Here is a 24,966-nt window from a genome sequence, read left to right on the forward strand (position 1 = left end):
TTTTGGTGATAAATGTTTGGGAGGCTTTGGCGACATAATTAGAAATTAATTGACATTTTTCAATTAATTTATTAGAGTGTCAGCAAACCGTCCATTCATGGGCATATATTCGTGAACGCTTCCGCGGTGGAATTAAGTATATTACAATCACAGGCGGCCGGGATATCGGGCCCGGCTCTGCAGAGGGGACGCGCATGGGCGATGAAGAAAGGGTAAATGTCGACGAGGTGGCCGGCGAAGACCAGGAGGCCGCCAAGCCGGAGGCCGCGGCCGGTGTGCGGGCCGACGCCTCCAGAATAGTCAAGATCCTGCTTTACGTCGCCGGGGCCGTGCTCGCCGTATTTCTCATGGTCGGTATTTCCTACCTGGTGAATCGGTACCTCGAGGAGAGACGTTACGAGAAGACGGTCGATATCGTGACCGCGCCGCCGCCCGCGCCGCTCAATTACTACGATATCCCGACATTCTCGGTCACGACCAGGGACGCCGATCCGCATTTCGCGAAGGTCTCGCTGTCCCTTGGATACGACGACAACCAGGCGCTTTCGATAGAACTCGGCAAGCGGCTCGTGCAGATGCAGCACATGATCAATATCATCCTTCGGAGCAAGGGGTACGAGGAGTTTGATTCGGTGGAGGACATACTGAGCCTCGCTGAGGAGATCAAGGCTCACGTGAACACGATACTCATCGCGGGCAAGATCAAGGAAGTGTATTTCAAGGAGTTTATCGTCAACTAGGTCGCCGGAAGCGATCCTGGTACGAGGAGGGGACGATGGGTGACGGCTCATTATCACAAGACGAAATAGATGCCCTGTTACAAGGCGCCGATGACATGATATCGTCACCCGGGCTCTCGGCGACCATGGAGTCGTCGCAGTCCGGGGGCGCTCTCTCGCCCGTCGAAAGGGATACGCTCGCCGAGTCCATGGACCGCGCGATGGGCGTCGCGGCCCCCTCGCTCTCCGCGTACCTTGGCAAGAACGTCAAGATCGCGAACGCGATGGTAGAGATAAAGACCGCCGAGGCGCTTCGCGCCGAGTTCAACAAGCAATACATCCAGGTGGGCATGGGCTTCCAGGGGGGGATAAACGGGAAGAGCCTCATCCTTTTCAGCATGAACGACGCGGAGGTGATATCGTCGCTCATGATGGGCGACGAGACCGGCGCCCCACCCGCCGAACTCACCGAGGCGCACCAGAGCACCATCCAGGAGTTCGTAGGACAGATGCTTTCGTCGGCGGCGACGCAGTTCGCCGAGCGTCTTGGAAAGCCGGTGAATACATCGGCCCCCATACTTTCCGTCGTGAACGGCCCCGGTGAGCTCAAATTTCCGGGCGCGGGCGAGATGGCGAAGATCACGTTCAACGTGAGCATCGAGGGGATTGTAAATTCGCGGTTTTACCAGATCATGGAAATGCCGCTGTCTTCCAGCATCGTGAAGGGTCTTCAGCCCCAGATGGGGCCGTCCATGCAGCCGTCCTACCAGCCCCAGCAGCAGATGATGCAGCAGGGGATGCAGCAGGTGGGCATCGCGCCGGTCAAGTTTCCGCCGCTGGGGGAAGGCATTCCCTCGGGCGTGAGCGGGAACATAAGCCTGCTGCTCGACGTGCCCATGACGCTCACCGTGGAGCTGGGCCGCACGCGCCAGCTCGTCAAGGATATCCTGGGGCTGGGCGAGGGTTCCATCATAGAGCTCGACAAGCTCGCGGGCGAACCGGTCGACCTGCTCGTAAACGGCAAGCTGATTGCACGGGGCGAGGTGGTGGTCATCGATGAAAATTTTGGCGTCCGCGTGACCGACATCGTAAGCAAGGACGAGCGGCTGAGCAAAATGACGTAATCGTAATGCGGAACCGGGGCGGTGGTCCGCCCGATAACGAGACATAATAAGGCATCATGAAACATTCGAATACATTCAGTCTGATACAACGCGCGGCGACGGGAGCCGTGGCCCTCTTTTTTTCGCTCGGTTTGGGATTATGTCCCATCTATGCCGCCCCCGAGAAGGAGAAGACGCGTACGGCGGCCGCGGCCGACAAGAAACCCGTGGCGGCGAAGGCCGATACGGATTCAAAAGAGTCCCGCGAGAACGGCCGCGACGAGCGCACCAGGGACGAGAAACGGGAGGCGGCCGGCGAGGAGCTTTACCGTTTCGACAAGCCCGAGGTCGACGAGGAGTCCTACGCCTGGGTGATCATCAAGACCCTTTTCATCCTGGGGATACTGGTCGGCGGGTTTTATTACTTCTTCCGCTTTGTGACGAAGAAGGCGGGCATTTCCATGCCCGGCGGCGACGTGGCGCAGACATTGTCGGTGGTCCCGCTGGGGCAGAACAAGTTTCTCCAGGTCGTGGACCTTGCGGGCAAGGTCCTGGTGCTGGGCGTCACCGACGGCAGCATCAACCTCATCATGGAGATCAAGGAAAAGGACGAGATAGACCGCATACGTATCGCGGGGTCCCGGGCGATTGCCGCGACCACCTTCTCCTTCCAGGAATTCCTTACCGGGCAGATCGCTAAAATTCTCAAAAAGACTCCGGGCGGCGGGGGCGGCCCGAAGGGGGGAGCGAAATTCCATTTCGAGGGGCAGGAAAGCGAGGTCGACCGGCTCAACTACCTGTCGGTGCAGAAGGAGCGGTTGAAAAAACTGAACGGGTCCGATCATGAATAGGCGCACTATCATACTTCTGGCTGTCGCGATCGCGATACTCATTCCGGCCGGGACGCTTCTCGCGCAGGAAGGGGTGCGCATGCCCATCCCCAAGATCACCTTCGACATCAAGGAAGCGGCGACGCCCAAGGACGTCGCGCTCTCCATGCAGGTGCTCTTCCTCCTCACCATACTCACGCTCGCCCCCGCGATCATCATGATGATGACCGCGTTCACGCGCGTCGTGATCGTGCTCGATTTCGTGAAGCGCGCGCTCAGCCTGCAGCAGATGCCGCCTACCCAGGTGATCGTGGGACTGGCGATATTCCTGACCATATTCATCATGGCGCCCACCTTCACCGAGATAAACGACAAGGCGCTGCAGCCCTACCTGAAGGGAAAGATCAACAACGAGCAGTTTTACGACCAGGGCATGGAGCCACTCCGGAAATTCATGCTCAGGAATACCCGCACGCGCGATATCGCCCTTTTCATCGAACTTGCGAAAATCGAGAAGCCGAAAACGGAAAACGAGGTGCCCACGTACTGCCTTATACCGGCCTTCATGATCAGCGAACTCAAGAAGGCCTTCGAGATAGGGGTGTATCTCTTCATCCCGTTCATCGTGATAGATATGATCGTGGCCAGCGCGCTCATGGCCATGGGTATGATCATGCTGCCGCCGGTCATGATCTCGCTGCCTTTCAAGCTCGTGCTGTTTATCCTCGTGGACGGGTGGAATCTCCTCGTCTACGAATTAGTGAAGTCATTCAGGTGAAGCCATGAACGATGCGGTGATAATAAAACTCCTGCGGGAAGCGATGATGACGATCCTCATCGTATCGGCCCCGCTGCTGGGCGTGGGGATGTTCGTGGGTCTTATCATCTCCATCTTCCAGACCACGACCTCCATCCAGGAGCAGACGCTCACCTTCGTCCCGAAGATCGTGGCGATCTTTCTCACGTTCGTCATTTTCGCGGCGTGGATCATCCATACGCTGGTTAATTATACCAAGAATATTTTCATGCTCATCGGAAAGATCGGGGCCGGCTAACGCATGGAATACTTCGTATATCACTTCCAGGTATTCCTGCTCATCATGATTCGGATGAGCTCAATGATGGTAATTGCCCCATTTTATTCGAGTGGGGTGATCCCTTTTAGGATCAAGGCGATACTTTCTTTCTTTATTTCGATGATTATCTTCCCGGTGGTCGCGGAAAAGACCTACAGGCTCACCGGGGATATGGGGCAATACGCGGTACTCGTGATCCAGGAAGTGTCCATAGGCGTGTTTATCGGTTTCCTGGTTTCGGTGATCTTCGCCTCGTTCCAGCTCGCGGGCGAATTTTTCTCGGTGCAGATAGGCTTCGGTATCAACGAGGTCATAGACCCCCTGGCGCAGGTCTCCATCCCGCTGGTGGGGCAGTTAAAGAACCTGATCGGGCTGCTGGTGTTCATGGCCATTAACGGGCACCACTTCCTCATCATGGCGGTGTATCGGTCATATGAACTTGCGCCGCTTATGAGCCTGAGCCAGAACGCGACCGGCGGCCTGCTCAAGTACATGCAGTACGCGTTCAGCGGGATGTTCGTGATCGCGCTCAAGATCGCCCTGCCCATAGTCGCCACGGTGTTCCTTATCTCGGTGAGCATGGGGATACTCTCGAAGGCGGCGCCGCAGATGAACATCATGATGCTGGGTTTCCCGCTGAAGATCATGGTCGCGTTCGGGGTGATACTCCTGGTGAGCCCGCTTATCGTGCGGGTGATGTCGGTCTCCCTGGACAGGACGTTCAGGTTTATTTCAAAGGCGCTTATCTACTGGCCCATGTGAGGACCCGGTCGCTGGGATTTATCATTACGATCCCGCGCCGATAGAACGAATTGCAATGAATATGCTCGATGATATAAAAACACTTTTCCCGGTTCCGGCATGCGCGAACGACATGCCGGGGTTTCGCTTCGACCTGCAGCTCTTCGCCGCCGAGGACGAGGGGCGCACCGAGGACCCGACCGAGAAAAAGCTTCGCGACGCGCGCGAGAAGGGACAGGTCGCGAAGACCCAGGAGCTTGCCCAGGCCATCGTGATGATTTTCGGCTTCATGGCGATCTTTTTCCTTGGATCGTGGATATACAGCTCGATGGCCTCCATGACAAAGCATTATATGACCTCCTTCTCGCGCTTCACGCTTACAGAGAAAAGCGTGATGCAGGAATTCTTCCGCGTCTCCATCGAATCGGCCAAGATACTGGGGCCCATTTTTCTCGCGGCGATGATAGCCGCCTTCCTGGGCGACGCGGTGCAGGTGGGGTTCCAGTTTTCAACGCACCCGCTCAAGTTCGATCTTTCGAAGATCAAGTTCGACCCTGCAACGATGTTCCGCAAGGTGTTCTTCTCCAAGCAGATATTCATGAACCTGGCGAAATCGGTATTCAAGGTCGTCATCATAGGGTTTATCGCGTACCTCATCATCCTGAACGATTACGAGAGTATACTGAAAACGCCCGATATCTCCGTCGCGCTCGCGGTGAAGACGATCACCCAGATGGCGCTTAAGATCATACTCTGGTCCGCGGCGGTCCTGCTTGTTCTCGCCATCCCGGACTATTTCTTCCAGAAGCGCGAGTTTGTCGAGTCCCTCAAGATGACCAAGGAGGAACTCAAGGAAGAATTGAAGGAGACGGTGGGCGACCCCCACATACGCGCGCGCCTGCGCGAGATGCAGCGGGAAATCGTGATGAAGAACATGATACGGGAGGTGCCCAAGGCGGACGTGGTGGTCACCAACCCCACGCACTTTTCGATAGCGTTGCGCTATGACCGCAACACCATGCCCGCGCCCACCGTGATCGCGAAGGGCGAGGACAATATGGCCCTGCGCATCCGACAGATCGCCAGGGAAAACGCGATCCCCATCATCGAAAACCGCCCGCTGGCCCAGGAGATGTATAAGCGCCTGGACGTGGGGGAAATTATACCGGAAGATCTTTTTTACGCCGTTTCGCTGGTGTACGCGGAACTCTATAAGAAGAAGGGCCAGCGAAGGGCGATATGACGGCAGGGGATGGAACACGACATGGCGGATAAGAACCGGTTATCTCTCTTCACGGACAACCTCGCCTGGATGCAGAAGACCGACATCCTGATGGGGATAGGCGTCGTCGCGGTCGTGGCGATGCTCGTCATTCCGCTCCCCACCTTCCTGCTCGACTTCCTTCTCGCGGTGAGCATCATGGTGGGAATGCTCATCCTGCTAGTGGTCATGTTCGTGCGCCGGTCGTACGATTTTTCCGTGTTCCCCTCCCTCCTGCTCGTGTCGACCGTCTTCCGGCTCGCGCTCAACGTGTCGTCGACCAGGCTCATCCTCCTGCAGGGCGCGGCCTTCGACGGAAAGATCATTCGCACGTTCGGGGAGTTCGTGGTGGGGGGAAACTACGTGGTGGGCTTCCTCATTTTCATCATCCTCACCGCGGTGCAGTTCATCGTGATCACGAAGGGCGCGACCCGCACGGCCGAGGTGGCGGCCCGGTTCACCCTGGACGCGATGCCCGGGAAGCAGATGTCCATTGACTCGGATTTATCGAACGGGGTCATCACCGAGGAGGAGGCGAGACGCAGGCGCGCCGAAATACGCCGCGAGGCCGATTTCTACGGGGCCATGGACGGTGCCTCGAAATTCGTACAGGGCGACGTCAAGGTGGGGATCGTGATTACCATCATCAACATCATCGGCGGATTCATCATAGGGATGGTGATGAGGAACGAGACCTTCGATGTAGCGCTCAAGACCTACACGCTGCTGTCCATAGGCGACGGCCTGGTGGCGCAGATACCCTCGCTCATGGTTACGACGGCGACCGGTATCATCGTCACCAGGGCTGTATCGGACGAAAACCTGGGCGACGATCTCGCGAACCAGATCGGTCAGCAGCCGCGCGCGCTCATGATGACCGCCGGGGCGCTGGGACTTTCGATTCTCATCCCCGGGTTTCCGAAAATATCGATCCTGATTCTCTCCTTGGGACTGGGCGCCCTGGGTTACATACTGAACCAGGCGAAGGAGGAGGAGGTCGAGAAGTCCAAGGTCGAGGAAAAGCAGGCCGCCCTCAAGGAACACAAGCCGGAGTCCGTGATCTCGCTCATCCAGGTTGACCCGCTCGAGGTGGAGATAGGGTACAGCCTCATCCCGCTCGTCGATCCCGACCAGGGGGGGACGCTGCTCGAGCGCATCACCAACATACGGCGACGTTCGGCGCTCGAGATGGGGCTCATCGTCCCTCCGATACGCATTCGTGACAACATGGAGCTCGAATCCGATTCGTACTCGATCCTTATCAAGGGGGTCGAGGTGGGGAGGGGGATCCTGCGCGTGGGGAAGCTCATGGCCATGGACTCGGGAGAGGTGACCGAGAAGATCGAGGGCACGGAATTTACCGAGCCGGCGTTCGGTCTCAAGGCGATCTGGATCGACCCGGAGCTGCGCGACGGCGCGGAGCGCAAGGGCTACACGGTGGTGGATTGCCCCACGATCATCGCCACGCACCTGACCGAAATCATCCGGCACTCCGCGGACGAGATACTCGGCCGCCAGGAGGTGCAGCAGCTCATCGACAATATCAAAACCGATTACCCCGCGGTGGTGAACGAGCTCATCACCGAGAAGAAGATGACCGTGGGGGAGGTGCAGAAGGTGCTCCAGAACCTGCTGCGCGAGCGCGTGTCCATCCGCAATATGGTCACCGTCCTCGAGACGCTCGCGAGCTACTCGGACTTCACCAAGGACGTGGGCCTCCTTACCGAGTACGTGCGCGTGGCGCTCAACCGGCAGATCTGCAAGGACTACGTGGACAAGCAGAACACGCTCGCGGCCGTCACCGTGGACCCGGAGATTGAAAACATCATCAGGAATTCCATCCACGAGGATCCCATCGAGGGGCGCGTGGTCGGGCTCGATCCCGACACCCATTCCGCGATAATCAATTCGCTCACGGACGCCTACGTAAAGGTGAAGCAGCAGGGGTTCGCGCCCGTATTCCTGGTTTCGCCGCAGATACGGAGCGTCACCTTCGCGCTGCTGCAGCGGGAGGTGCACGATCCCGTCGTGCTGTCCTATAATGAAATTGCCCCTACGGTTAAGGTTAATGTAATATCATCCGCGGTGCTGGCGTCGGCCGCGTGAACACACTAGAGAAGGAGAGTCGCTATGAGGTACGTTAAGATCAAGGCCAAGAACTACAATGAGGCAATGATGAAGCTCAAGATGGAGCACGGCGACGATGCGATCCCGATCAGCCATAAATACATAAAAGAGGGCGGCCTCTTCAATTCCGGCCTTTTCGCGAAGGACCTGGTCGAGCTCACCGCGGCCATCCCCGAGCGCAAGGGCGCGCCCAAGGCGAAGCCCGAAAAGAAAAGCACCATCGATTTCACGGTGGGTGACAGCGAGCCCTTGAGGCCCTCGCCCCAGAAGGCGGTGACGCCCGAGTATATTCCGCCGCGCTCCCCCGAGCCCGTGGAAAAAAAGTCCGAATTCGCCACGCGCCCGGCCACGATCATAGTGCCGCCCCCCGCAGCGGAGCCCCGCACCGCCCCGGAACCGCAGGAGACCGCGGCGCGTCCGGCCGATCCGGGATCGATCCGCAAACTCGAGCGCGAGTTCGGCGAGGTGAAGGACACGCTCAACCGGATACTGGAAACGCAGTCCGGCCGCCTGGACAGGGATAAGGATTGCACCTCAGAAGAGGACATGGCGATCAAACCCTACATGGATATGCTCCTGACAAACGATTTCGACCGGAAGGATTGCGAATCGATGATAGACGAGGTTCGCAACTCCGTGAGCCGCGAGGACCTCAGGGACAAGTTCAAGATAGAAAAAACCCTGAAGGAGCTCTTGAAAAGCAGGATCATCACCAGCGGCCCCATCAAGAGGGGGCACAAGAAGAAAATCATCATGTTTATCGGCCCCACGGGCGTCGGGAAAACGACCACAATGGCGAAACTGGGCGCCATTTTCGCGCTGCGGGAAGAATGCAAGGTCGCCTTCATCACCATCGACAACTACCGCATCGCCGCGACCGAGCAGCTCAAGAAATACGCCGAGATCATGAAGATCCCGATTCACGTGGTAAACGACCAGAAAACCTTCAAGGAGATAATCGACCACGAAAAGGCCGAGATCATCATGGTGGATACCTCCGGGCGCAGCCATCGAAACGACCTCAAGATATCGGAAATCAAGAGCTACGCGGACATGGTGGAATACGACTTCGAAAAGGTGCTGTGCGTGAGCGCCTGTACCAAGAAGGCCGATCTGGCAAACGTCTTCAAGTCGTTCGACAAGATAAGCTTCGACAGCGTGATAATTACCAAGGTGGACGAGACCTCTTATATCGGAAATGTCATCGATATTGCCGATAAGTATAAAAAGCCCATCTCGTACATCACGACCGGCCAGGAGGTGCCCAACGACATCGACGTGGCCGATGCGGACAAGGTGGCGGGGATGATTATGGGCGCGGTAATTTGAATCCAGGGGGTAGGGAAGTGGATCAGGCTGCGAATCTCAGGAGGCTGGTAGTCGAGACCAGGGCGGTAAAAAGGACCAAAACCATAGCGATTACAAGCGGCAAGGGGGGCGTCGGCAAGACCAGCCTGGCGGTGGCGCTCGCGATAGCGCTTGCAAAGGACGGATCCAGCGTGACGCTCCTGGACGCGGACCTTGGGCTCGCGAACGTAAACGTGATCCTGGGGATCATCCCGAAGTTCAACCTCTATCACGTGATCAAAGGGAAAAAGAAGCTGAAAGACATCGTGATAGAGGTGCCTGAAGGCATCAAGATCATCGCGGGCGCATCGGGTTTTCACCAGCTCGCGAACCTGGACGTCAAGCAGCGCGCCGAGTTCATCGAGGCTGTGGCCGACCTGGGCGAGGACGATTATATGATCATCGACACGGGTGCCGGCATCTCGCAGAACGTGCTTTCCTTCGTAAGCGCCGCGGACGAGGCGGTCGTCGTGACCACCCCCGAGCCGACCGCGATCACGGACGCCTACGGGATAATAAAATCGATCGCGGCCCAGACGCCGGATAAGCCCGTACGCCTCATCGTGAACCGCGTAATGACGGTTTCCGAGGGCAAACGCGTGGCGCAGAGGGTAATTAACATTGCGGGGCAATTCCTGAACATTAAGGTCGAAAATCTCGGTTTCGTGTTCGACGACATGTATGTTCCCAAGTCCATTCGTAACCAGAAGCCCTTTATCGTTTCGTATCCCAAGTCGAAGGCCTCAATATGCGTTCAGATAATAGCCGACCGGATATCGAACAAGGAGGTGGATGAAAGGAGGGGCTCGGGTCTCGCGAATTTCTTCAAGCAGTTCTTCAAGCCGGAGGAGGAGGAAGAAGCCGAATAGTTAAAAATAGCTTGATTAAAAGCGCCCATATGATAGGGGTAATTGTTATGTCATATTGCGCGGTCTGGGACGGTATCGGTGCAGCTGAGCGGTATTAAGCCGGAGCACAAGGTGGGCGCGGTCTTTGGCGTGCTGGCCTTGGTGTTTTCCTTTATAACAAGCCTCCTCGCGGGTAACAGGTTCGCCCATGCGGCCGTGATGTCCCTGGTACTCGCGGCCGTTTTTGCGGGGATTGGATTCGGGGTAATCGAGGTGCTCAGGCGGTTCGTCCCCGAGCTTTACGAAGCGCTGTCGGGCCTTGGACTATCCAGGCAAGGCGCCCCGGAAGAGATGGTAGCGGTAAGCCTGGAGGGGAAGGAAAACGCGGAAGCATCGGAACCCGCGGTAGAGCGTGTTTCATCCGCGGCCGTCGAATCGGACCCCGAGGAAGCCGCGGGAGAGTCTTATCCCGGGCCGCAGCCTGTGGAAGCGCAAAAGGCGGACACGTCCGCCGCGTTCGTACCTCTAAAGGAAAAAGACTTCGCACGCGTGGGAGCGCAGGCACAGGAGGGAAAGCTCGGCAAGCATATTCTCGAGGAGAAGAAAATACGTTACGAGCCCAAGATCATAGCAGAGGCGATACGAACGATGATAAGCCGGGATAAGGAATAATACATCCGGAAAAAGGATCGTGTATGAACAACAAGAGGATCAAGGAACTTGACGCCATCAACGAGGATGATCTCTGGAAGAAATTCGCAAAATCCAGGGAGCAGGAACTCAGGGACTACTTTGTCATAAAGTATGCCCCCCTCGTCAAGTACGTGGCGGGTAAGGTGTCGATGGGAATGCCCCAGAGCATCGAATTCGACGACCTCGTGTCATATGGGATCTTCGGGCTGATCGATGCCATCTCCAAATTCGACCCCAACCGCGGAATCAAATTCAAGACATACGCGATGACGCGCATACGCGGCGCGATTTTCGACGAGCTCAGGTCCATCGACTGGATCCCGCGGTCGATCCGCCAGAAGGCGAAACAGATCGAACAGGTAATATCGGAACTCGAAAACAAGCTGGGCCGCACAGTGGAAGACGACGAAATCGCGTCGGAGCTGGGCATCTCCATGGACGAGTTCCAGACGCTCCTGAACAAGCTCTCGGGCACATCCATGCTCTCGCTCAACGACATCTGGTACATGGGTGACGACAGCGACGAGCTTTCCATACTCGAGACGCTCGAAGCACCCGAGAATATGAACCCCGACGTCCTGATTGAAAAGGAAGAGATCCGCGATTATATTATTGATGCGATCAAGAAGCTCCCGGACAAGGAAAAGAAGGTGATAGTCCTTTACTATTACGAGGACCTCACCCTCAAGGAGATCGGGGACGTGCTCGATGTGACCGAGAGCCGTGTCTCGCAGTTGCACACGAAGGCGATCATGAGGCTGCGGGGGAGGCTCGGCCGCATTAAGTCAAATATTATTGGATAGCTTGATGAGCAAGCTGAAGGATCTACTGGCCGCTATCGACGATGAAGATGAAAGCCCCGAAAATGAAATCGAGGTCTTCGCCGACTCGGTAAAACAGGCCCTGGAACTCGCATCGAAGGACCTGGGCGTGGAAATTTCCTCCCTCGACTACGATATACTGGTAAAAGGCACCAAGGGCGTACTGGGCATGGGACGGCAGCCCTACAGGGTGCTTGTCCGCCAGCTGAAGGTTGAGCACGAAGACAAATACGGCGACCTGGAAGAGCTCGATCAGAAGCTCTCGCGGACGGTTGAAACCGATATCGAATTCAAGCACGTCGAGAAGACCCAGGAAGGCAAGTTCAAGGTCCGCGTCACGCGCACCGGGATATGGCTCACCGTTACCCCCGCCTCGCCGGGAAGAAAAGCGGTGGAGTCCGCCGATATACAGAACAGGCTGCTCGCGATGCGCGTCACCAACGCCGATCTGCGCAAGATCGAAAAGGAAGTCCGGTCACCCTCCAGCAAGCCGGTGAAGGTTGGCGACTGGATCCCCAATCCCGAATACGACGGCTCCCTTACCGTGGAGGTATCGGAAGACGAAATGAAGGTATTCGTTCATTTCGTGCCTCCCCGGTTCTCGGGCAGCCACCTCGAGGTTGACGATGTCGTCTCCGCCCTCAAGCGCGCAGGCGTGCTGTCCGGCATCCAGGAGCAGAGGATCCGCGATTACCTCGATCAAATGGATTACAGCCGTCCGCTCCTTGCCGCGGAGGGAATGCCGCCCCGCCACGGAAAGGATGCCTTTGTCGATTACAAGGTTCGCGTCAATAAAAACAACGTGAGCTTCTCCGAGGACGAAAAGGGACAGGTCGATTTCAAGAACCTCGACCTGCTCGAAAATGTGGTCGTGGGGCAGATACTCGCCGTCAAGGTCCCGGCGCAGCAGGGCATTCCGGGGAGGTCCATCGCGAACAGGATACTTCCCGCGCGCTCCGGGAAGGACACCCCGTTCAGGTACGGCAAGGGCACCATACTCTCCGAGGACGGAACCGAGCTGAGCGCCGAGATAAACGGGCAGGTGGTTTTTCTCAACGGGAAGATCAGCGTGGAGCCTGTGTACGTAGTCAAGGGCGACGTCTCGCTCGAAACCGGAAACGTGGTATTCCTGGGTTCGGTGGTCATAGGCGGGAACGTGCAGGACAATTTCGTGGTGAAGGCCGCCGGCAACATCGAGGTGAAGGGATCCGTGGGGAAAGCGTTCCTCGAGGCCGAGGGAGACATCATCGTTCGCCAGGGCATGATGGGACGCGAAGAGGCGAAGATAGAATCTACCGGCGGATCGGTGTACGCGAATTTCATACAGTCGTGCCATGTCTACGCGGAAAAGGACGTGATCGCGTCCGAGGGCATCCTGCATTCGCACGTCGACGCGGTCAATCGCGTGCTCTGCCATGGCAAGCGCGCCCGGGTTGTGGGCGGCGTCATCCGCGCCGGGGACGAGGTGAACGCGAGCGTGATCGGGGCGGACTCCTTCACCAAGACTGAGGTGCGCGTGGGGATCAATCCTAAGGTGCTTCAGCAGATATCCGACATGGAAAACGTGAAAAAGCAGGTCGAGGAGGATCTCGAGAAGCTCAACAAGGATATAACCACCCTGAATTCCCAGAAGCTCGTTTCCGGCGGAAAGCTTCCCCCCGACAAGCTGGAAATGCTGCAGAAGCTTACCCAGCAGAAGGAAAAGGGACAGACCAGGGTCGAAGAGCTCAAGATGGAGCTCGAAGAGCTCAAGGAATACCTGGGCATGCTCGAGCAGAAGGGAAAGGTGTGCGCCGAAAAGGTGGTCTACCCCGGGGTGGAGATTTATATCAAGGACAAGCGTTTCGCAGCCAAGGACCCGTACAACCATATCAAGTTTTCGCTCGAGGGCGGGGAAATCAAGCTTTCGGAATACGAGAAGCCCGAGATCAGCGAGGAGGTAAGCAGGATCGCGCGGATACGCAAAAGGCGCTGACCCGCACGCCGCGGGAAGGCGCGAAGCGCAGTTCGTACCGTACAGGAGCGGTATATGTCAATCAAGCCGATAGACATGCAGTCGAACGTAGGCCAGATGCACGAGGTCGCCCGTACCACCCACGTGAGAGCGGAGGCACTGGTCGAGCAGCAGCATGTTCTCGATAAGGAATCGGTGGACAAGGGCAACCTGGTGAACTCCCGGCTGGAAGAGAACAAGAAGGCGGAGAAGGGCATCATAATGCGGGAGGAGCGAAACCAGAAGCGGGGTGAAGGGCATGGCGATCGCGGCGAGGGGAAAGGGCATGGCAGTCCCGACGAAAAGGCCCCGCCCCTCGAGGACGAAAAGCTCGGACGCATTGTCGATATTAAGAAATAATCCTGCTTCATGGCAAAGGATGGAAGCGTATGCAATTCGCCGTTTTGATATTTATTAATATTATTCTCTGGGCGCTGTTTTACCTGGTGATCAGCCTGAAACTGGAGCGGTCGGCCACGGAATTCCGCGAGAAGCGGTTCAGGCGGGAAATGGACGAAGTGATCCGGGAGTTCAACGAAACCGCGGAGCGCAACATCTCGATACTCGAGAACAGGATCGCGATCATGAAAAAGATACTCGCGAACACGGGAGCGCTCCGCAGCGTCGATATCAGCCTCATGGACGACGACGTTTCCGCCCCGCGCGAACCGGCCGGGAACGCCCGCCGCACAACGCCCGAACCCGACTGGATCGCCGAGGTCGAAAGGCCCGATCCCGCCCCTTCGTTTCGTACAAGGGAGACCGGGAACGGCACTATGTCCGCACCCGGGGAGCCCGGTCTCGCCTTCCACGTATCCATGACAATGCGGATGCTTGGCGAGAGGGCCCTCAAGCTGAGGAACTCGCTCCTGGAATTCGTCTATGCCCGGCTTACCCGCGACGAGTCCGCCGCGGGTAAACCCGACGCTCCCGTCCGGAAAAGCGCTTTACAAGGCGGCGTTTTCGTGCATACTGGGGAAGGCGGGGGCCTGATCGAGCGCGAATTGCAGAACGCAAAGCCGATGGCAGCGGAAAGGGAAGCCGACGCGGGCGAGCCGGATCTGAGCGAGGACGAGCTTGCCGAGATGTTCCAGGATTCCGATGACAAGTACGGGCTGGCGGCGGAGTTGTACAGGCAGGGCTATTCGCTTGAAATGCTTTCCCGCAGTTCATCCATTCCGCCGGGTGAAATCAGGCTCGTGCTCAATCTTAATAAATCGTTGTGAAATCGTACGGATTTCCGGAAAGGTGATATACTGGTCGCGTGTGACCCGTCGCCCCGGGGTGACGAGGCCTTCGTATGAATGGAAGAGGTATAACCAGTTGATTGACTTCAGTATGATCAAGCGTCTCACCGAAGAGGAATTCAGGAAATTCGCGAGGCTCATCTATGATGAGAGCGGGATTTTCATGAAGGACACCAAGATCACCCTGCTCTCCAACAGGCTGCGCAAGCGTCTCCAGGCGCTCAAGCTCGATTCATTCACCGACTATTTCGACTACATTCAGAAACTCCCCGACAAGTCCAAGGAAATCGAAGAGCTTATCGACGTGGTGTCGACGAACGAGACCTATTTTTTCCGGAACGAGCGCCAATTCGAAGCCCTCATAAAGCACTCGTTTCCGGACATATCGAAAAAGAAGACCGATAAGCGGCTTCGCATCTGGAGCGCTGGCTGCTCCACGGGGGAGGAACCGTACACCCTCGCGATCTGCGTGCTTGAAAACCTAAACCTGTTCCAGGGATGGCAGATCGAGATCATCGCCACCGACATAGCGCCCTCCGTGCTCGATTTCGCGCGCAAGGGGGAGTACTCGGGCCGCAGGATAGAGAAGGTGCCGCCCGAAATCATGAAAAAATATTTCATCCAGGATAAGCAGTATCCCGAGGTGTTCGCGATAAGCGAAAGCGCGAAGAAGCTGGTGAAATTCTACTACCTCAACCTGTTCAAGAACCAGTATCCCAAGGACATGGACGTGATCTTCTGCCGCAACGTGATGATATATTTCGACCGGGAGCACCAGCGGCAGCTCGTGGGGGGATTCGCGAAGGTGCTCGCGAAAACAGGATACCTTTATATCGGCCATTCAGAGACGCTTCATTCCATCTCCGAGGATTTCGTCTATGTGAAACTCCTGGACTCGCCGGTGTATGTTCCCAAGGAGCGCGCGAATGAATTTTAAACTCGTCAACGTGGGCATCGCCGATATCGGCGTCGCCATGACGCCCGATATCCTGAGGACCATTCTGGGTTCCTGCGTGGGGATATGCCTTCACGACCCGTCGTCAAGGGTCGCCGGGCTTTCGCATATCATGCTGCCCGAGCATTCCGATTCGAACTCCAACGAGAAGAAATACGCCGATACGGCCATCCCCCTGCTCATCACCAGGATGGAGGAATCGGGGGCGAAAAGGTCGAATATCCAGGCGAAGATCGTGGGCGGGGCCATGATGTTCAAAATTTCCGAGAGCAGCATGATGAGCGAGATCGGCCGGAACAACGTGAAGAAGGTCCGGGAGGTGCTCCAGGCCCAGGGGATCGGCATCGTCGCCGAGGACGTGGGGGGCGACTACGGCAGGACCATCGATTTTTACGCCGAGAACGGGCAGCTCAAGATACGGTCGCTCGGTCGTTCCGAAAAAATCCTTTGAGGCGCCCATGGAAAGCATGACAGGTTACGGATTCGCGGAGCGGACGGCCCCGCAGTTCTCTTTCTCGACGGAAATTCGATCGCTCAACTCCAAGTACCTGGAGATCGAGGTGAACCTTCCCCGCATCATGCGGAACGACGAGAGCGAGCTCGAGAGCGTATTAAAGAAAGGCTTTGGGCGCGGGAAGGTGCAGCTTTCCATCGAGATTTACGACTGGGCCGAGACGCGGGCGGTATCGGTGGATCGCGAGCTTTTAAAAAAGTACTACCGGGAGGTTACCCGGGCAGTCGATGAGCTCAAGATAAAAAACCCGGTGAGCGTCGACGTGCTGCTGGGAATGGAAGGGGTGATCAGCCGCGAGAAATCGGTTCTCCAGGAGAAGAGCCGGAATGAGGTCTTCAAGGCGGTCGAGGCGGCCATGGAAATGGCAATCAGGATGCGCCGGAGGGAAGGGGCGTCCACAGCCCGCGATTTGAAGAAATCGCTGGACGAGATCGCGGGCCGGGTGAAGACGATCGAAAAACGCTCGGGCGAGATGGCGCGCGGCCTCTACGAGAAGCTCACGAAAAGCATCGAGGCAATAGCGGGCGCGAAGATCGAGGACACAAGGCTGTACACGGAAGTCGCGATACTCGCCGACAAGCACGATGTCAACGAGGAGATCATGCGGCTGAAAGACCACATGGTGAAGTTTCGCCAGGTGATGAAGGAGAACGAGCAGGTGGGCAAGAAGCTGGACTTCCTTGCCCAGGAGATGTTTCGCGAGATCAACACGATAGGCTCCAAGGCGAACAGCTCCGAGATAGCGCACCTCGTGGTCGACATGAAGAATCATATCGACAAGATACGCGAGCAATGCAGAAATATCGTATAGGGTGTGCAGGATGAAGACAACCCTCATTAATATCGGATTTGGCAACGCCGTTGTAGCCGGGCGCGTCATCGGCGTGATCACCCCGCAGTCCGCTTCCGGGAAGCGCATTCGGGAAGAGGCCAAGGATAACAAACTGCTTATCGACGCCACCCATGGCCGGAAGACCAGGGCCATAATAATCATGGACAGCGGTCACATAGTCCTGTCCGCCATGCAGCCCGAGACCCTTTCCAACCGACTATCGAGCGATGCCGAATAGCCGCCTATCGATCGTCGTCTCCGCCCCCTCGGGAGCCGGCAAGAGCACCATAATCCGCGCCCTCCTTAAATTGGAGACGGGGCTGGAATTCTCAATTTCGACTACGACACGCCCGCCGCGCCCGGACGAGAAGGAAGGGGTGGATTACCACTTCGTATCGGAAGGGGATTTCGAGGATATGAAGAGGCACGATGAGTTCCTGGAATGGGCGATAGTTCACAACAACAAATATGCTACCTCTAAAAAAGAGGTTGACAGGATACACCGCATGGGAAAAATCCCCATATTCGACGTGGATGTACAGGGTGCCCGCGGCCTCAAAGCACGGCTGGAGAACGGGGTATTCGTGTTTGTCGTACCCCCTTCACCGTCGGTTCTACAAAAACGCCTGCGTGACAGAAATACGGAAACGGAAGATACGCTCAGGGTCCGAATGCGCACAATGGTCACCGAGTTGCAGGAATACGGAAATTTTGACTATATTGTGATCAATGACGATGTCGGGCGTGCCGTAAATGATTTCAGGGCTATCATCCAGGCCGAACGATGCAGGACGCGCCGGATGGAGCCATTTATCAGGGAGTGGGAGGTCGCACGTGATAATTCCTTTGGAAAAGCTGATAGCGTATAACCAGAACAGATATATCTTCTCGCGCGCAACGATGGTGATGGTGGATAAAATCGGGAACATCAAGGAGTACCCCGAGGAAGACACGAACTGGAAGGTTGTGCCCAATATCCTGCTTCTGGCGTTGAACGAGACTATCAAGTTTAAGCTGGGCGTGGAAGAATAAATCCGGGGCGTACGCGCTCCGTTTATAAGGAAAATAGCAAGATAAAAGCTGTTGCAGTCGTTGGACCGACCGCATCCGGGAAAACGGACCTCTCCCTCATGATCGGCGGCGGGCATTTCGAGATAGTATCGGCGGATTCCGTCCAGGTTTACCGGCTTCTCGATATCGGAAGCGGAAAGCCGGCCCCCGCGCAGCGGGAATCCGTCGTTCATCATCTGGTGGATATCGTGGACCCCGATTTCCCCTTTACCGCGGGAGATTACTGCCGCGCGGCGCGGGAAGCGATGCTGGTCATCGAGGAGCGGGGCAAAATACCGCTTTTCGTGGGCGGCACCGGTCTTTACATAGACGCCTTCTTCAAGGGCCTGGCGGAGATACCGCGTATCGACGGCCTCGTCAAGGAGGGGCTTTCCATGGAGATGGAGGTGCGGGGTCTCCCGGCGCTGTACGAAGAGCTCGGGGATATCGACGCCCCCTTCGCGGCGAGAATACATCCCAATGATCGCCAGCGCGTTCTAAGGGGACTGGAGGTGTTCAGGGGAACGGGCATCCCGCTCAGCGAATGGTTCAAAGGAACCGCGGGGGCCGATTCGCCGGAAGTCCTGTATATAGGGCTCAATCCCGACCGGGGGCTTTTGTATCGGCGCATCGACGCGCGGGTGGACCGCATGATGGAGCGGGGCTTCCTGGACGAGGTAAAGGCGCTCAGGGGCAGGGGATACGGCCCGGGGCTCAAGTCCATGAAGTCCATCGGCTACGCGGAGCTGAATTCCCACCTGGACGGGGGGCCGGGGTTTCCGGAGACCGTCGAGAAGATTAAGCTCGAAACCAGGCGGTACGCGAAACGCCAGATGACGTGGTTCAGGAAGAACCGGGAGGTGCGCTGGTTCGAGGAATTTGATCTTGCAAAAATAAAGTCCCTGATATACTCATGGTTGGAAATTAAAATATAAAGGAACCGTTCTCCGGCCGTCTGTCAAAAATTTTACTACGGGGATGTACAGATGTTAAAACAAACAAAGAATCTGCAGGACAATTATCTCAATCTCGCCCGCAAGGAGAGGGTGGACATGACCATCTATCTCATGAACGGCGTGCCGATCAAGGGGAAAGTACTGAGCTTTGATAATTTCACCATCCTCGTGGAGGTTGACAAGCGGCAGAACCTGATTTACAAGCATGCCGTATCCACGATCGTTCCGATAAAGCCGCTGCAATACCGCGAAGAGGAGATATAACGGTTCGGGGCGTGAAATGAGACGACCATATGGAATCTGGGTCGCGCTGATCCTGCTGCTTTTCATCGGGTATGCGTATTTTACCGCGGTGATCAAAATCGCGCCGGACGAGTATGCGGTTTCGGAAAACCAGCAGAACGGCGAATGCCTGCTCCTGGCGCCGGGCTACAATTTCCTGCCGCACGCCCTCATTCCGGGGAGGGTCTCCCTCACCCGGTTTCCGTGCAGGGTGTCCGAGCTGGTGGAGATCCGGCTTCCCATTCCGCCCCTTGACGAGCTTAACAGCGAGTATTACTCGATACGCATGCCGATCACCCTTGCAGTCGAAGCCGATCCGGCCCGGCTTCTTGTCGATCCGGTTCGTCTCGTGAAGGACAGACACGCGGTGATCGCCCTGTGCAAAAGGGCGCTCGAAGGTTTCTTTATGAAGGAATTCTCGCCCTACCTGGCGCCCGATTTCAACAGGGACGCCTTGATAGCGGCGATGGACGCCATGTTCAAATCGGCGCATGAGAAGCTCGCCGTGTATGCGGAGCGCCAGGGACTGCGCATCATTGCGCTGGATAGGTCGGGCGCGCTGATCGTGCCGGGGTATGGGACCTATTACGAGGGCCTCCGCTACCTGGATGAGCTTCGGGTTCTTGAAAAGAACAACCGCAAGGAGATGATCGCGCTCAATGCAGGACTGGAACGCGAGAAGCTGGCGAGGAAGGAGTTCATAGAAAAGCTCTCCGAGATAGCCCGCCTCATCAAATCGAATCCGGACCTCCTGAAATATATTTATATTGACAGGCTGGGGGACAATGTGAAAGTGATCATTGCACCCGAAAAAAGCGGGATGCCGCTGGGACTTGGCTTGGAACAGCCGGCCGAGAAAGAACCCAGGAAAACCGAAGTCGATAACCTGCGCTAGTCGCATGGTGAACGGATATTTTATTATTTGACCAGAAGGAGAGGGCTATGCCTTGCGGTAGAAAGAAAAAGAGAAAGAAGATCGCGAACCATAAACGGAAGAAGAGAAGAAGACAGAATCGTCATAAGAAAAAATAGACGCATAACGGAATCGCGAGCGCCAGGGGAGATTGGTTGATGTGCAATGCGCCGGCCAATCTCCTTTGTGTATGCGCCTCGCGAGGTGTACCGCGGAACCGGTAGAAGGGACATGACGGCACGGAAAATCAAAAAGAGCCCCTCGCAAAAAGATTCCAAGGAATCCGGATGGAAGAGGCGTGCCTCCGAGATGCGCGGCTACCAGATGGCGTATTTTATGACGACGGCGTCCGGGGATTACCTCCGTGTGGACTTCAACCTCAAGGAAAAGCGGATACGCCTCTTCATCGAGGACGCGAACGAAGGGGGGAACCCCTATTACGCGGTTGTAACCAACGGCAAGGTCATGACCGAAAAAAACGTCACCACCGGCAGGGAATCGGGGGTGATGGACAGGCTGGTAGAGAGGGCGGAATACTTCAACACCCTGCCCCCGCGCGACGTGCGCAATGCCGTTCGCGCGGTTCTGGACCAGCAGCGGAAGCCCAGCGCGAAATCGGCCGAAGTAACCGATAAAAAAGAAGGCAGGCAGGAGCTCCTGGAGCGCACCCGGCGCCGGTACTTTAAGGAAGAGGACGCCCAGGGATTCGAAACCGGCGAACCGTCTATTCGCCGGGAGGCCCCAAGACTTTTCAAGGAACTGATCGACGTGATCCTGGGGCTCGCGATCTGTATGGGCTTGTATTTTTATAACCGCGACTTCGTAATCGTGGGTATAACCGCCGGTGTTTTCGGGATGGGCATAGGAGCCTTCGACATGCTTGTCCGCGGCAGGGAGCCGTCGGTGATCAAGGTAATCCTTTTCCTGGCGGCCGGCCTGACCTCATACGTCTACGGGTACTATTACTTCTGATCCCGCCGGCCTCATTTTTTCCCTACCCCGGAATTTGTTCTTGAAATGTGCAACGGGCGTCGCTAGGATACTTCCAGGCGACGACATTCGGCCGGAGGACTTGCCACGATGGAAAAGACAGATAAAACCTCTACCTCCCTGCAAATCGTTTGTTTCAAGATTGGCAAGGAAGAGTACGGTATCGACATCCTGAAGGTCCAGGAGATATTGAAGCTCCCGAAAGTCACCCTGCTTCCCAAGTCGGCGGATCATATACTGGGCGTCATCGATCTGCGCGGGAAGGTGATTCCCATAATCAACCTGAGCAGGCGTTTCCGGATCGAGGAGAGCGGCGACCGTTCGGACAAGCGCGCGATCGTGGTGGACATCCGCGGGAAAAAGGTAGGACTCGCGATCGATTCCGTGAGCCACGTGGTTAAGGTCGAGTCGAAGGATATCGAGCCGCCGCCCCCCGTGGTCAAGGGCATATCGGGACGCTACATCGTGGGCATCGCAAAACTCGAAGACGGGTTCGTAATAGTGCTGGATATCGAACAGATTTTCACCATGGAAGAGTTAGCGGTCTAAGCCCTTCGCCTCCCGGAATTTCCTGGTCGCATCGGCCATTATTTCCTTGAGCGCAATCCCCGATTCCCGCGCGCATGCCTGGCAATCCTCGTATTCCGGCTGAACGTTGACAAGCTCGCCCCTGTAATAGCCCGTCTTTATTCGAATCTCCCTGCCGGCGATCGTGACGGACTCGAACTTGCGTTCGAGGATTTCCCGGTCCACGGGGAACGATCGAATACCCAGCGTCGTCGTCTCCCTGAAGATCATCTCCCCCAGGCGGCCGCGCAGTCCTTCCGGAGCAAGCACGGTCACCAGCGTTCCCGGCCGGCCCTTTTTCATGATAACCGGGGCGATGTACGCGTCACGTGCCCCAAGCTCGATCGCCCGGGCGATAAGGTGGGGATATATCTGCGGATTCATGTCGTCGATGGTGAACTCGATCTGGAGGAGGCTTTGAGCGGGTTCGCCGGCTTCGACCAGGATCGCCCTCGTGTACGAGGGGACGCCGTAATCCCTGGTGCCGAATCCCACGCCCGACCCGAGCGTAACGTACCCGGCCGTCCCTTGTATCTGCGCCCCGAGCGCGACGAGAATGGCAGCGGCGGTGGGGGTGATCATTTCCCCGGTGCGGGGCGTGATGCGGATGCGAAAGCCCCGGCTGAGCTCGAGCACCGCGGGAACGGGCTCGGGCATTTCGCCGTGCCGGGTGACGACCGTGCCGGAGCCGAAACAGAAATCGGTGAAGAGTATTGTGCCGATACCGAGCATCCGCACGCCCAGGCAAAAAGCGGCGATGTCGACGATGCTGTCCAGCGCTCCCACCTCGTGAAAATGCACGTGTTCGATTTCGGAGCCATGAACCGCTGCCTCGGCGCGGGCGAGGGTGGTGAAGACCTTCATGATGTCGTCCTTTTCGCCGCGCTCCAGATTCGCGGCCTCCATGATCGCGCGGATATCCGAAAGGTGCCGTTCGCGGGTCTCTTCGCGCGCCGATACGCCGGCACGCATTCCCCGGATGTGGTGCTTGATTATGCGGTCCGGGCGCAGCTCCCAGCCTGAAAGCCCGAGGCCCTGGAGGCGCGTACGCAGTGCGTCCGGGTCCAGTCCCAGGTCCAGCAGCGCGGCGAGCAGCATGTCCCCCGAAGCGCCCAGTTGGATGTCGAAGATGACCGCCTTCACGGGGCCGGCTCCGCAAGCTTCGCTGCGGCGCGGAGTATCTTGAAGGCGAGAAAGGCGGCGCCAAAACCGTTGTCGATATTCATCACGGCGACGCCCGGGACGCACGAATTGAGCATCCCCAGGAGGGGCGCGAGTCCCTGGAACGAGGCCCCGTATCCCACCGAGGTGGGAACCGCGATCACCGGTGCCTGGACGAGCCCGGCCACGACCGAGGCAAGGGCGCCCTCCATACCCGCGACCACGATCACGACGGATGCCGACTCGATCTGCTCCCGGTAATGCATGAGGCGGTGTATGCCGGCGACGCCGATGTCGCCCTGCGTGGCGGCATCCAGCCCGAGCATGCGTGCGGTTTCCTCCGCCTCGCCCGCGACGGGAAGGTCGGAGGTGCCGGCGGTGACGATAAGCACTTTTCCCCTGATTTTTTCGGGCTCGTGGACGAGCGCCGTGACGGTTCGGGCGGTTTCGTGGTAAACCGCGGCGGGAATCGCGGCCTTGATCGCGTCGCTGGTCTCCCTGTTGGCGCGGGTCGCGAGCAGGTTGGAGCCCCTGGCGACGATCTTTCCGGCGATGGCCGCGGACTGTGCGGGGGTCTTCCCCTCGCAGAAGATCACCTCCGGGAATCCCCAGCGCAGCTCCCGGTGATGATCGATTTTCGCGAACGAGAGATCTTCAAACTGGAGCGACGCGAGCGCCGATACGACTTCCCGCTCCTCGATATCGCCCCGCTTGAAACGGGCAAGCATTTCCTTGAGCTGCGATTCTCGCATGGGGGTCAGTATGCCGCGATTAATATAGTTTCGATTTCGTCCCGGGAGAGCGGTCGGGGCGCGTTTTCCAGGAAGGGATAGGAGAGCGCGATTTCCGCGATGCGCGAAAATTCGGTCTTGGGCAGGTCGAAGTGGGACAGGCGTTGGGGTATGTCTGTGTCGATCTCGAGCTTCCGGACGCCCTCGACCGCCTTAATGGCGGCCTCGATGACCGTGATTTCCCGCACGTCCTCGTCCATGACCTTGGACATCTGCACGTACTTGCCGGGGGAGGAGGTGAGATTGTATTCCATGACATGCGGGAGAAGGAGGGCCATCGCCTGGGGGACCGTGACGTCGGTCCTTGATGACAGGGCGAGCGCGATCGCCATGCTTACCGACAGGTTGCAGACGGTAAACGCGATGCCGGACATCACGGACGCCATCGCCAGGTTCGCGCGCGCCGTGATGTTCGCCGGTTCCCGGTATGCCAGGGGCAGGAACTTGAAGGTAAGGTCGATCGCCTTGAGCGCGTAGGTATTCACCATCTGGTTGGTGGTTTTGGAAATGACCGATTCCGTGGCCAGGGACAGCGCCGAAATGCTCGCGTACGCGGTGGATTCGTCGTCGATCACCGTCGAGAAGGAGGGATCGATCACCGTGGCGCGCGGGTAGAGATACCTGTGGGCGTATACCTGCTTGAAATGGTTCTTGATTTCGTTGATATAGAGCTGCGGTAAAATCTCGAACCCGAACACGGGTTGCGTGGGTATGGTCACCAGCGGCAGCGGCGCATTCACGTGCGGGTTCTCGAAGAGATCGTCGCAGAACAGGAAGTTGGTCGCGAGCAGGGAGACCGCCTTTGCGACATTTATTGAATCGATCCCCCCGAACCCGAGGATCACGTCGCAATGGGACTTCTTGGCGAAATAGGTGGCGGAATCGACGTACTCGGTATTGGGGGAATCCACAAGGTCATCGTACACGATGAGAGAGACCTCGGAACCGTGAAGGCTGTGGGAGACGCGGTCGAGCGCCTCCGAAAATTTCTGGAGATCGCGCGGGGTGGTGATTATGAGCGCGCGCGACCCGATCGCGCTCACGATGCCCCCGAGCTCGGATACGACGTCCTGCTTGAGGTAGACCTCGGTCGGGATATAGAAATCGGGGACGGTGATGGATTTAATCGCGGTGGCCATTTTCTGCAGG

The 24,966-nt window shown here is 57.3% G+C and carries 28 protein-coding genes; 25 read left to right on the plus strand and 3 right to left on the minus strand.

Going from position 1 to position 24,966, the window contains the following annotated elements; all coding sequences use genetic code 11:
* Nucleotides 1-194: 194 nt before the first annotated feature.
* From EPN93_01430 to EPN93_01550, 25 genes are all read left to right on the plus strand, one after another.
* Entirely contained in the window at nt 195-740 is a 546-nt protein-coding gene (locus tag EPN93_01430) for an endoflagellar basal body-associated protein (GenBank protein ID TAL39451.1), read from the plus strand.
* A gap of 35 nt (nt 741-775) precedes the next feature.
* Nucleotides 776-1,843 carry a flagellar motor switch protein FliN gene (fliN, locus tag EPN93_01435; GenBank protein TAL39452.1) on the plus strand — a complete coding sequence of 356 codons (1,068 nt, stop codon included), beginning with the start codon at nt 776-778 and terminating at the stop codon, nt 1,841-1,843.
* A gap of 56 nt (nt 1,844-1,899) precedes the next feature.
* Entirely contained in the window at nt 1,900-2,673 is a 774-nt protein-coding gene (locus tag EPN93_01440; protein ID TAL39453.1) for a hypothetical protein, read from the plus strand.
* Nucleotides 2,666-3,430, plus strand: a complete 765-nt coding sequence (gene fliP / locus EPN93_01445) for a flagellar biosynthesis protein FliP (protein TAL39454.1) — start codon at nt 2,666-2,668, stop codon at nt 3,428-3,430. The genes EPN93_01440 and fliP overlap by 8 nt, the downstream gene beginning before the upstream one ends.
* A 4-nt stretch (nt 3,431-3,434) precedes the next feature.
* Nucleotides 3,435-3,707 (plus strand): flagellar biosynthesis protein FliQ, encoded by a 273-nt coding sequence (fliQ, locus tag EPN93_01450; protein TAL39455.1) that lies wholly within the window; start codon nt 3,435-3,437, stop codon nt 3,705-3,707.
* Nucleotides 3,708-3,710: 3 nt separating this feature from the next.
* Nucleotides 3,711-4,490 carry a flagellar type III secretion system protein FliR gene (fliR, locus tag EPN93_01455; GenBank protein TAL39456.1) on the plus strand — a complete coding sequence of 260 codons (780 nt, stop codon included), beginning with the start codon at nt 3,711-3,713 and terminating at the stop codon, nt 4,488-4,490.
* A 55-nt stretch (nt 4,491-4,545) separates the two neighbouring features.
* Nucleotides 4,546-5,712, plus strand: coding sequence for a flagellar biosynthesis protein FlhB (gene flhB, locus EPN93_01460; protein TAL39457.1), 1,167 nt, complete (start codon nt 4,546-4,548; stop codon nt 5,710-5,712).
* A 21-nt stretch (nt 5,713-5,733) separates the two neighbouring features.
* Nucleotides 5,734-7,836: a flagellar biosynthesis protein FlhA gene (gene flhA / locus EPN93_01465; GenBank protein ID TAL39487.1), complete on the plus strand. Its 2,103-nt coding sequence runs from the start codon at nt 5,734-5,736 to the stop codon at nt 7,834-7,836.
* A gap of 24 nt (nt 7,837-7,860) precedes the next feature.
* Nucleotides 7,861-9,186, plus strand: a complete 1,326-nt coding sequence (gene flhF, locus EPN93_01470; protein TAL39458.1) for a flagellar biosynthesis protein FlhF — start codon at nt 7,861-7,863, stop codon at nt 9,184-9,186.
* A 17-nt stretch (nt 9,187-9,203) separates the two neighbouring features.
* Nucleotides 9,204-10,073 (plus strand): MinD/ParA family protein, encoded by an 870-nt coding sequence (locus tag EPN93_01475; protein ID TAL39459.1) that lies wholly within the window; start codon nt 9,204-9,206, stop codon nt 10,071-10,073.
* 78 nt (nt 10,074-10,151) lie between these two features.
* Nucleotides 10,152-10,724, plus strand: coding sequence for a hypothetical protein (locus EPN93_01480; GenBank protein ID TAL39460.1), 573 nt, complete (start codon nt 10,152-10,154; stop codon nt 10,722-10,724).
* 23 nt (nt 10,725-10,747) lie between these two features.
* Nucleotides 10,748-11,548, plus strand: coding sequence for an RNA polymerase sigma factor WhiG (gene whiG, locus EPN93_01485; GenBank protein TAL39461.1), 801 nt, complete (start codon nt 10,748-10,750; stop codon nt 11,546-11,548).
* Between the two features lie 4 nt (nt 11,549-11,552).
* Nucleotides 11,553-13,541: a DUF342 domain-containing protein gene (locus EPN93_01490; GenBank protein TAL39462.1), complete on the plus strand. Its 1,989-nt coding sequence runs from the start codon at nt 11,553-11,555 to the stop codon at nt 13,539-13,541.
* Between the two features lie 54 nt (nt 13,542-13,595).
* On the plus strand, nt 13,596-13,919 hold the full coding sequence (locus tag EPN93_01495; protein TAL39463.1) for a hypothetical protein: 324 nt from the start codon (nt 13,596-13,598) through the stop codon (nt 13,917-13,919).
* A gap of 741 nt (nt 13,920-14,660) precedes the next feature.
* The gene (locus EPN93_01500) at nt 14,661-15,743 is read left to right on the plus strand and encodes a protein-glutamate O-methyltransferase CheR (GenBank protein TAL39464.1); all 1,083 of its coding nucleotides are present in this window, start codon (nt 14,661-14,663) and stop codon (nt 15,741-15,743) included.
* Nucleotides 15,733-16,212, plus strand: a complete 480-nt coding sequence (locus EPN93_01505) for a chemotaxis protein CheD (protein TAL39465.1) — start codon at nt 15,733-15,735, stop codon at nt 16,210-16,212. The genes EPN93_01500 and EPN93_01505 overlap by 11 nt, the downstream gene beginning before the upstream one ends.
* A 7-nt stretch (nt 16,213-16,219) precedes the next feature.
* The gene (locus EPN93_01510; protein ID TAL39466.1) at nt 16,220-17,086 is read left to right on the plus strand and encodes a YicC family protein; all 867 of its coding nucleotides are present in this window, start codon (nt 16,220-16,222) and stop codon (nt 17,084-17,086) included.
* Between the two features lie 10 nt (nt 17,087-17,096).
* Nucleotides 17,097-17,345, plus strand: a complete 249-nt coding sequence (locus EPN93_01515; protein TAL39467.1) for a DUF370 domain-containing protein — start codon at nt 17,097-17,099, stop codon at nt 17,343-17,345.
* Nucleotides 17,335-17,976 (plus strand): guanylate kinase, encoded by a 642-nt coding sequence (locus EPN93_01520; GenBank protein ID TAL39468.1) that lies wholly within the window; start codon nt 17,335-17,337, stop codon nt 17,974-17,976. Before EPN93_01515 ends, EPN93_01520 begins: the two co-directional genes overlap by 11 nt.
* Nucleotides 17,942-18,139 (plus strand): hypothetical protein, encoded by a 198-nt coding sequence (locus EPN93_01525; protein ID TAL39469.1) that lies wholly within the window; start codon nt 17,942-17,944, stop codon nt 18,137-18,139. Before EPN93_01520 ends, EPN93_01525 begins: the two co-directional genes overlap by 35 nt.
* The gene (gene miaA, locus EPN93_01530) at nt 18,136-19,092 is read left to right on the plus strand and encodes a tRNA (adenosine(37)-N6)-dimethylallyltransferase MiaA (protein ID TAL39470.1); all 957 of its coding nucleotides are present in this window, start codon (nt 18,136-18,138) and stop codon (nt 19,090-19,092) included. The genes EPN93_01525 and miaA overlap by 4 nt, the downstream gene beginning before the upstream one ends.
* 51 nt (nt 19,093-19,143) lie before the next feature.
* A complete protein-coding gene (gene hfq / locus EPN93_01535; GenBank protein ID TAL39471.1) occupies nt 19,144-19,377 on the plus strand; it encodes an RNA chaperone Hfq in 234 nt (77 codons plus the stop codon).
* A 16-nt stretch (nt 19,378-19,393) separates the two neighbouring features.
* Complete coding sequence (locus EPN93_01540) at nt 19,394-20,290, plus strand: hypothetical protein (GenBank protein ID TAL39472.1); 897 nt, start codon at nt 19,394-19,396, stop codon at nt 20,288-20,290.
* Nucleotides 20,291-20,539: 249 nt separating this feature from the next.
* A complete protein-coding gene (locus tag EPN93_01545) occupies nt 20,540-21,280 on the plus strand; it encodes a hypothetical protein (protein TAL39473.1) in 741 nt (246 codons plus the stop codon).
* A 108-nt stretch (nt 21,281-21,388) separates the two neighbouring features.
* Nucleotides 21,389-21,847, plus strand: coding sequence for a purine-binding chemotaxis protein CheW (locus EPN93_01550; protein TAL39474.1), 459 nt, complete (start codon nt 21,389-21,391; stop codon nt 21,845-21,847).
* Here the strand turns inward: EPN93_01550 and larC are convergent.
* Genes larC through EPN93_01565 form a run of 3 tightly spaced genes read right to left on the minus strand, consistent with a single transcriptional unit; the run spans nt 21,836 to nt 24,956 of the window.
* Entirely contained in the window at nt 21,836-23,008 is a 1,173-nt protein-coding gene (gene larC / locus EPN93_01555; GenBank protein ID TAL39475.1) for a nickel pincer cofactor biosynthesis protein LarC, read from the minus strand. The two genes, EPN93_01550 and larC, sit on opposite strands and share 12 nt — an antisense overlap.
* Nucleotides 23,005-23,778, minus strand: coding sequence for a nickel pincer cofactor biosynthesis protein LarB (gene larB, locus EPN93_01560; GenBank protein ID TAL39476.1), 774 nt, complete (start codon nt 23,776-23,778; stop codon nt 23,005-23,007). The genes larC and larB overlap by 4 nt, the downstream gene beginning before the upstream one ends.
* A 5-nt stretch (nt 23,779-23,783) precedes the next feature.
* On the minus strand, nt 23,784-24,956 hold the full coding sequence (locus tag EPN93_01565) for an iron-containing alcohol dehydrogenase (GenBank protein TAL39477.1): 1,173 nt from the start codon (nt 24,954-24,956) through the stop codon (nt 23,784-23,786).
* Between the last annotated feature and the right edge of the window lie 10 nt (nt 24,957-24,966).

This window comes from Spirochaetota bacterium (assembly GCA_004297825.1).
GTDB lineage: Bacteria > Spirochaetota > UBA4802 > UBA4802 > UBA5368 > FW300-bin19.

What these genes read in the sequence shown, in the direction of transcription:
- EPN93_01430 (TAL39451.1), top strand. Translation starts at nt 195, where the DNA reads ATGGGCGATGAAGAAAGGGTAAATGTCGACGAGGTGGCCGGCGAAGAC.
- fliN (TAL39452.1), top strand. Translation starts at nt 776, where the DNA reads ATGGGTGACGGCTCATTATCACAAGACGAAATAGATGCCCTGTTACAA.
- EPN93_01440 (TAL39453.1), top strand. Translation starts at nt 1,900, where the DNA reads ATGAAACATTCGAATACATTCAGTCTGATACAACGCGCGGCGACGGGA.
- fliP (TAL39454.1), top strand. Translation starts at nt 2,666, where the DNA reads ATGAATAGGCGCACTATCATACTTCTGGCTGTCGCGATCGCGATACTC.
- fliQ (TAL39455.1), top strand. Translation starts at nt 3,435, where the DNA reads ATGAACGATGCGGTGATAATAAAACTCCTGCGGGAAGCGATGATGACG.
- fliR (TAL39456.1), top strand. Translation starts at nt 3,711, where the DNA reads ATGGAATACTTCGTATATCACTTCCAGGTATTCCTGCTCATCATGATT.
- flhB (TAL39457.1), top strand. Translation starts at nt 4,546, where the DNA reads ATGAATATGCTCGATGATATAAAAACACTTTTCCCGGTTCCGGCATGC.
- flhA (TAL39487.1), top strand. Translation starts at nt 5,734, where the DNA reads ATGGCGGATAAGAACCGGTTATCTCTCTTCACGGACAACCTCGCCTGG.
- flhF (TAL39458.1), top strand. Translation starts at nt 7,861, where the DNA reads ATGAGGTACGTTAAGATCAAGGCCAAGAACTACAATGAGGCAATGATG.
- whiG (TAL39461.1), top strand. Translation starts at nt 10,748, where the DNA reads ATGAACAACAAGAGGATCAAGGAACTTGACGCCATCAACGAGGATGAT.
- EPN93_01490 (TAL39462.1), top strand. Translation starts at nt 11,553, where the DNA reads ATGAGCAAGCTGAAGGATCTACTGGCCGCTATCGACGATGAAGATGAA.
- EPN93_01495 (TAL39463.1), top strand. Translation starts at nt 13,596, where the DNA reads ATGTCAATCAAGCCGATAGACATGCAGTCGAACGTAGGCCAGATGCAC.
- EPN93_01500 (TAL39464.1), top strand. Translation starts at nt 14,661, where the DNA reads ATGACAAGTACGGGCTGGCGGCGGAGTTGTACAGGCAGGGCTATTCGC.
- EPN93_01505 (TAL39465.1), top strand. Translation starts at nt 15,733, where the DNA reads ATGAATTTTAAACTCGTCAACGTGGGCATCGCCGATATCGGCGTCGCC.
- EPN93_01510 (TAL39466.1), top strand. Translation starts at nt 16,220, where the DNA reads ATGGAAAGCATGACAGGTTACGGATTCGCGGAGCGGACGGCCCCGCAG.
- EPN93_01515 (TAL39467.1), top strand. Translation starts at nt 17,097, where the DNA reads ATGAAGACAACCCTCATTAATATCGGATTTGGCAACGCCGTTGTAGCC.
- EPN93_01520 (TAL39468.1), top strand. Translation starts at nt 17,335, where the DNA reads ATGCCGAATAGCCGCCTATCGATCGTCGTCTCCGCCCCCTCGGGAGCC.
- hfq (TAL39471.1), top strand. Translation starts at nt 19,144, where the DNA reads ATGTTAAAACAAACAAAGAATCTGCAGGACAATTATCTCAATCTCGCC.
- EPN93_01540 (TAL39472.1), top strand. Translation starts at nt 19,394, where the DNA reads ATGAGACGACCATATGGAATCTGGGTCGCGCTGATCCTGCTGCTTTTC.
- EPN93_01545 (TAL39473.1), top strand. Translation starts at nt 20,540, where the DNA reads ATGACGGCACGGAAAATCAAAAAGAGCCCCTCGCAAAAAGATTCCAAG.
- EPN93_01550 (TAL39474.1), top strand. Translation starts at nt 21,389, where the DNA reads ATGGAAAAGACAGATAAAACCTCTACCTCCCTGCAAATCGTTTGTTTC.
- larB (TAL39476.1), bottom strand. Translation starts at nt 23,778, where the DNA reads ATGCGAGAATCGCAGCTCAAGGAAATGCTTGCCCGTTTCAAGCGGGGC.
- EPN93_01565 (TAL39477.1), bottom strand. Translation starts at nt 24,956, where the DNA reads ATGGCCACCGCGATTAAATCCATCACCGTCCCCGATTTCTATATCCCG.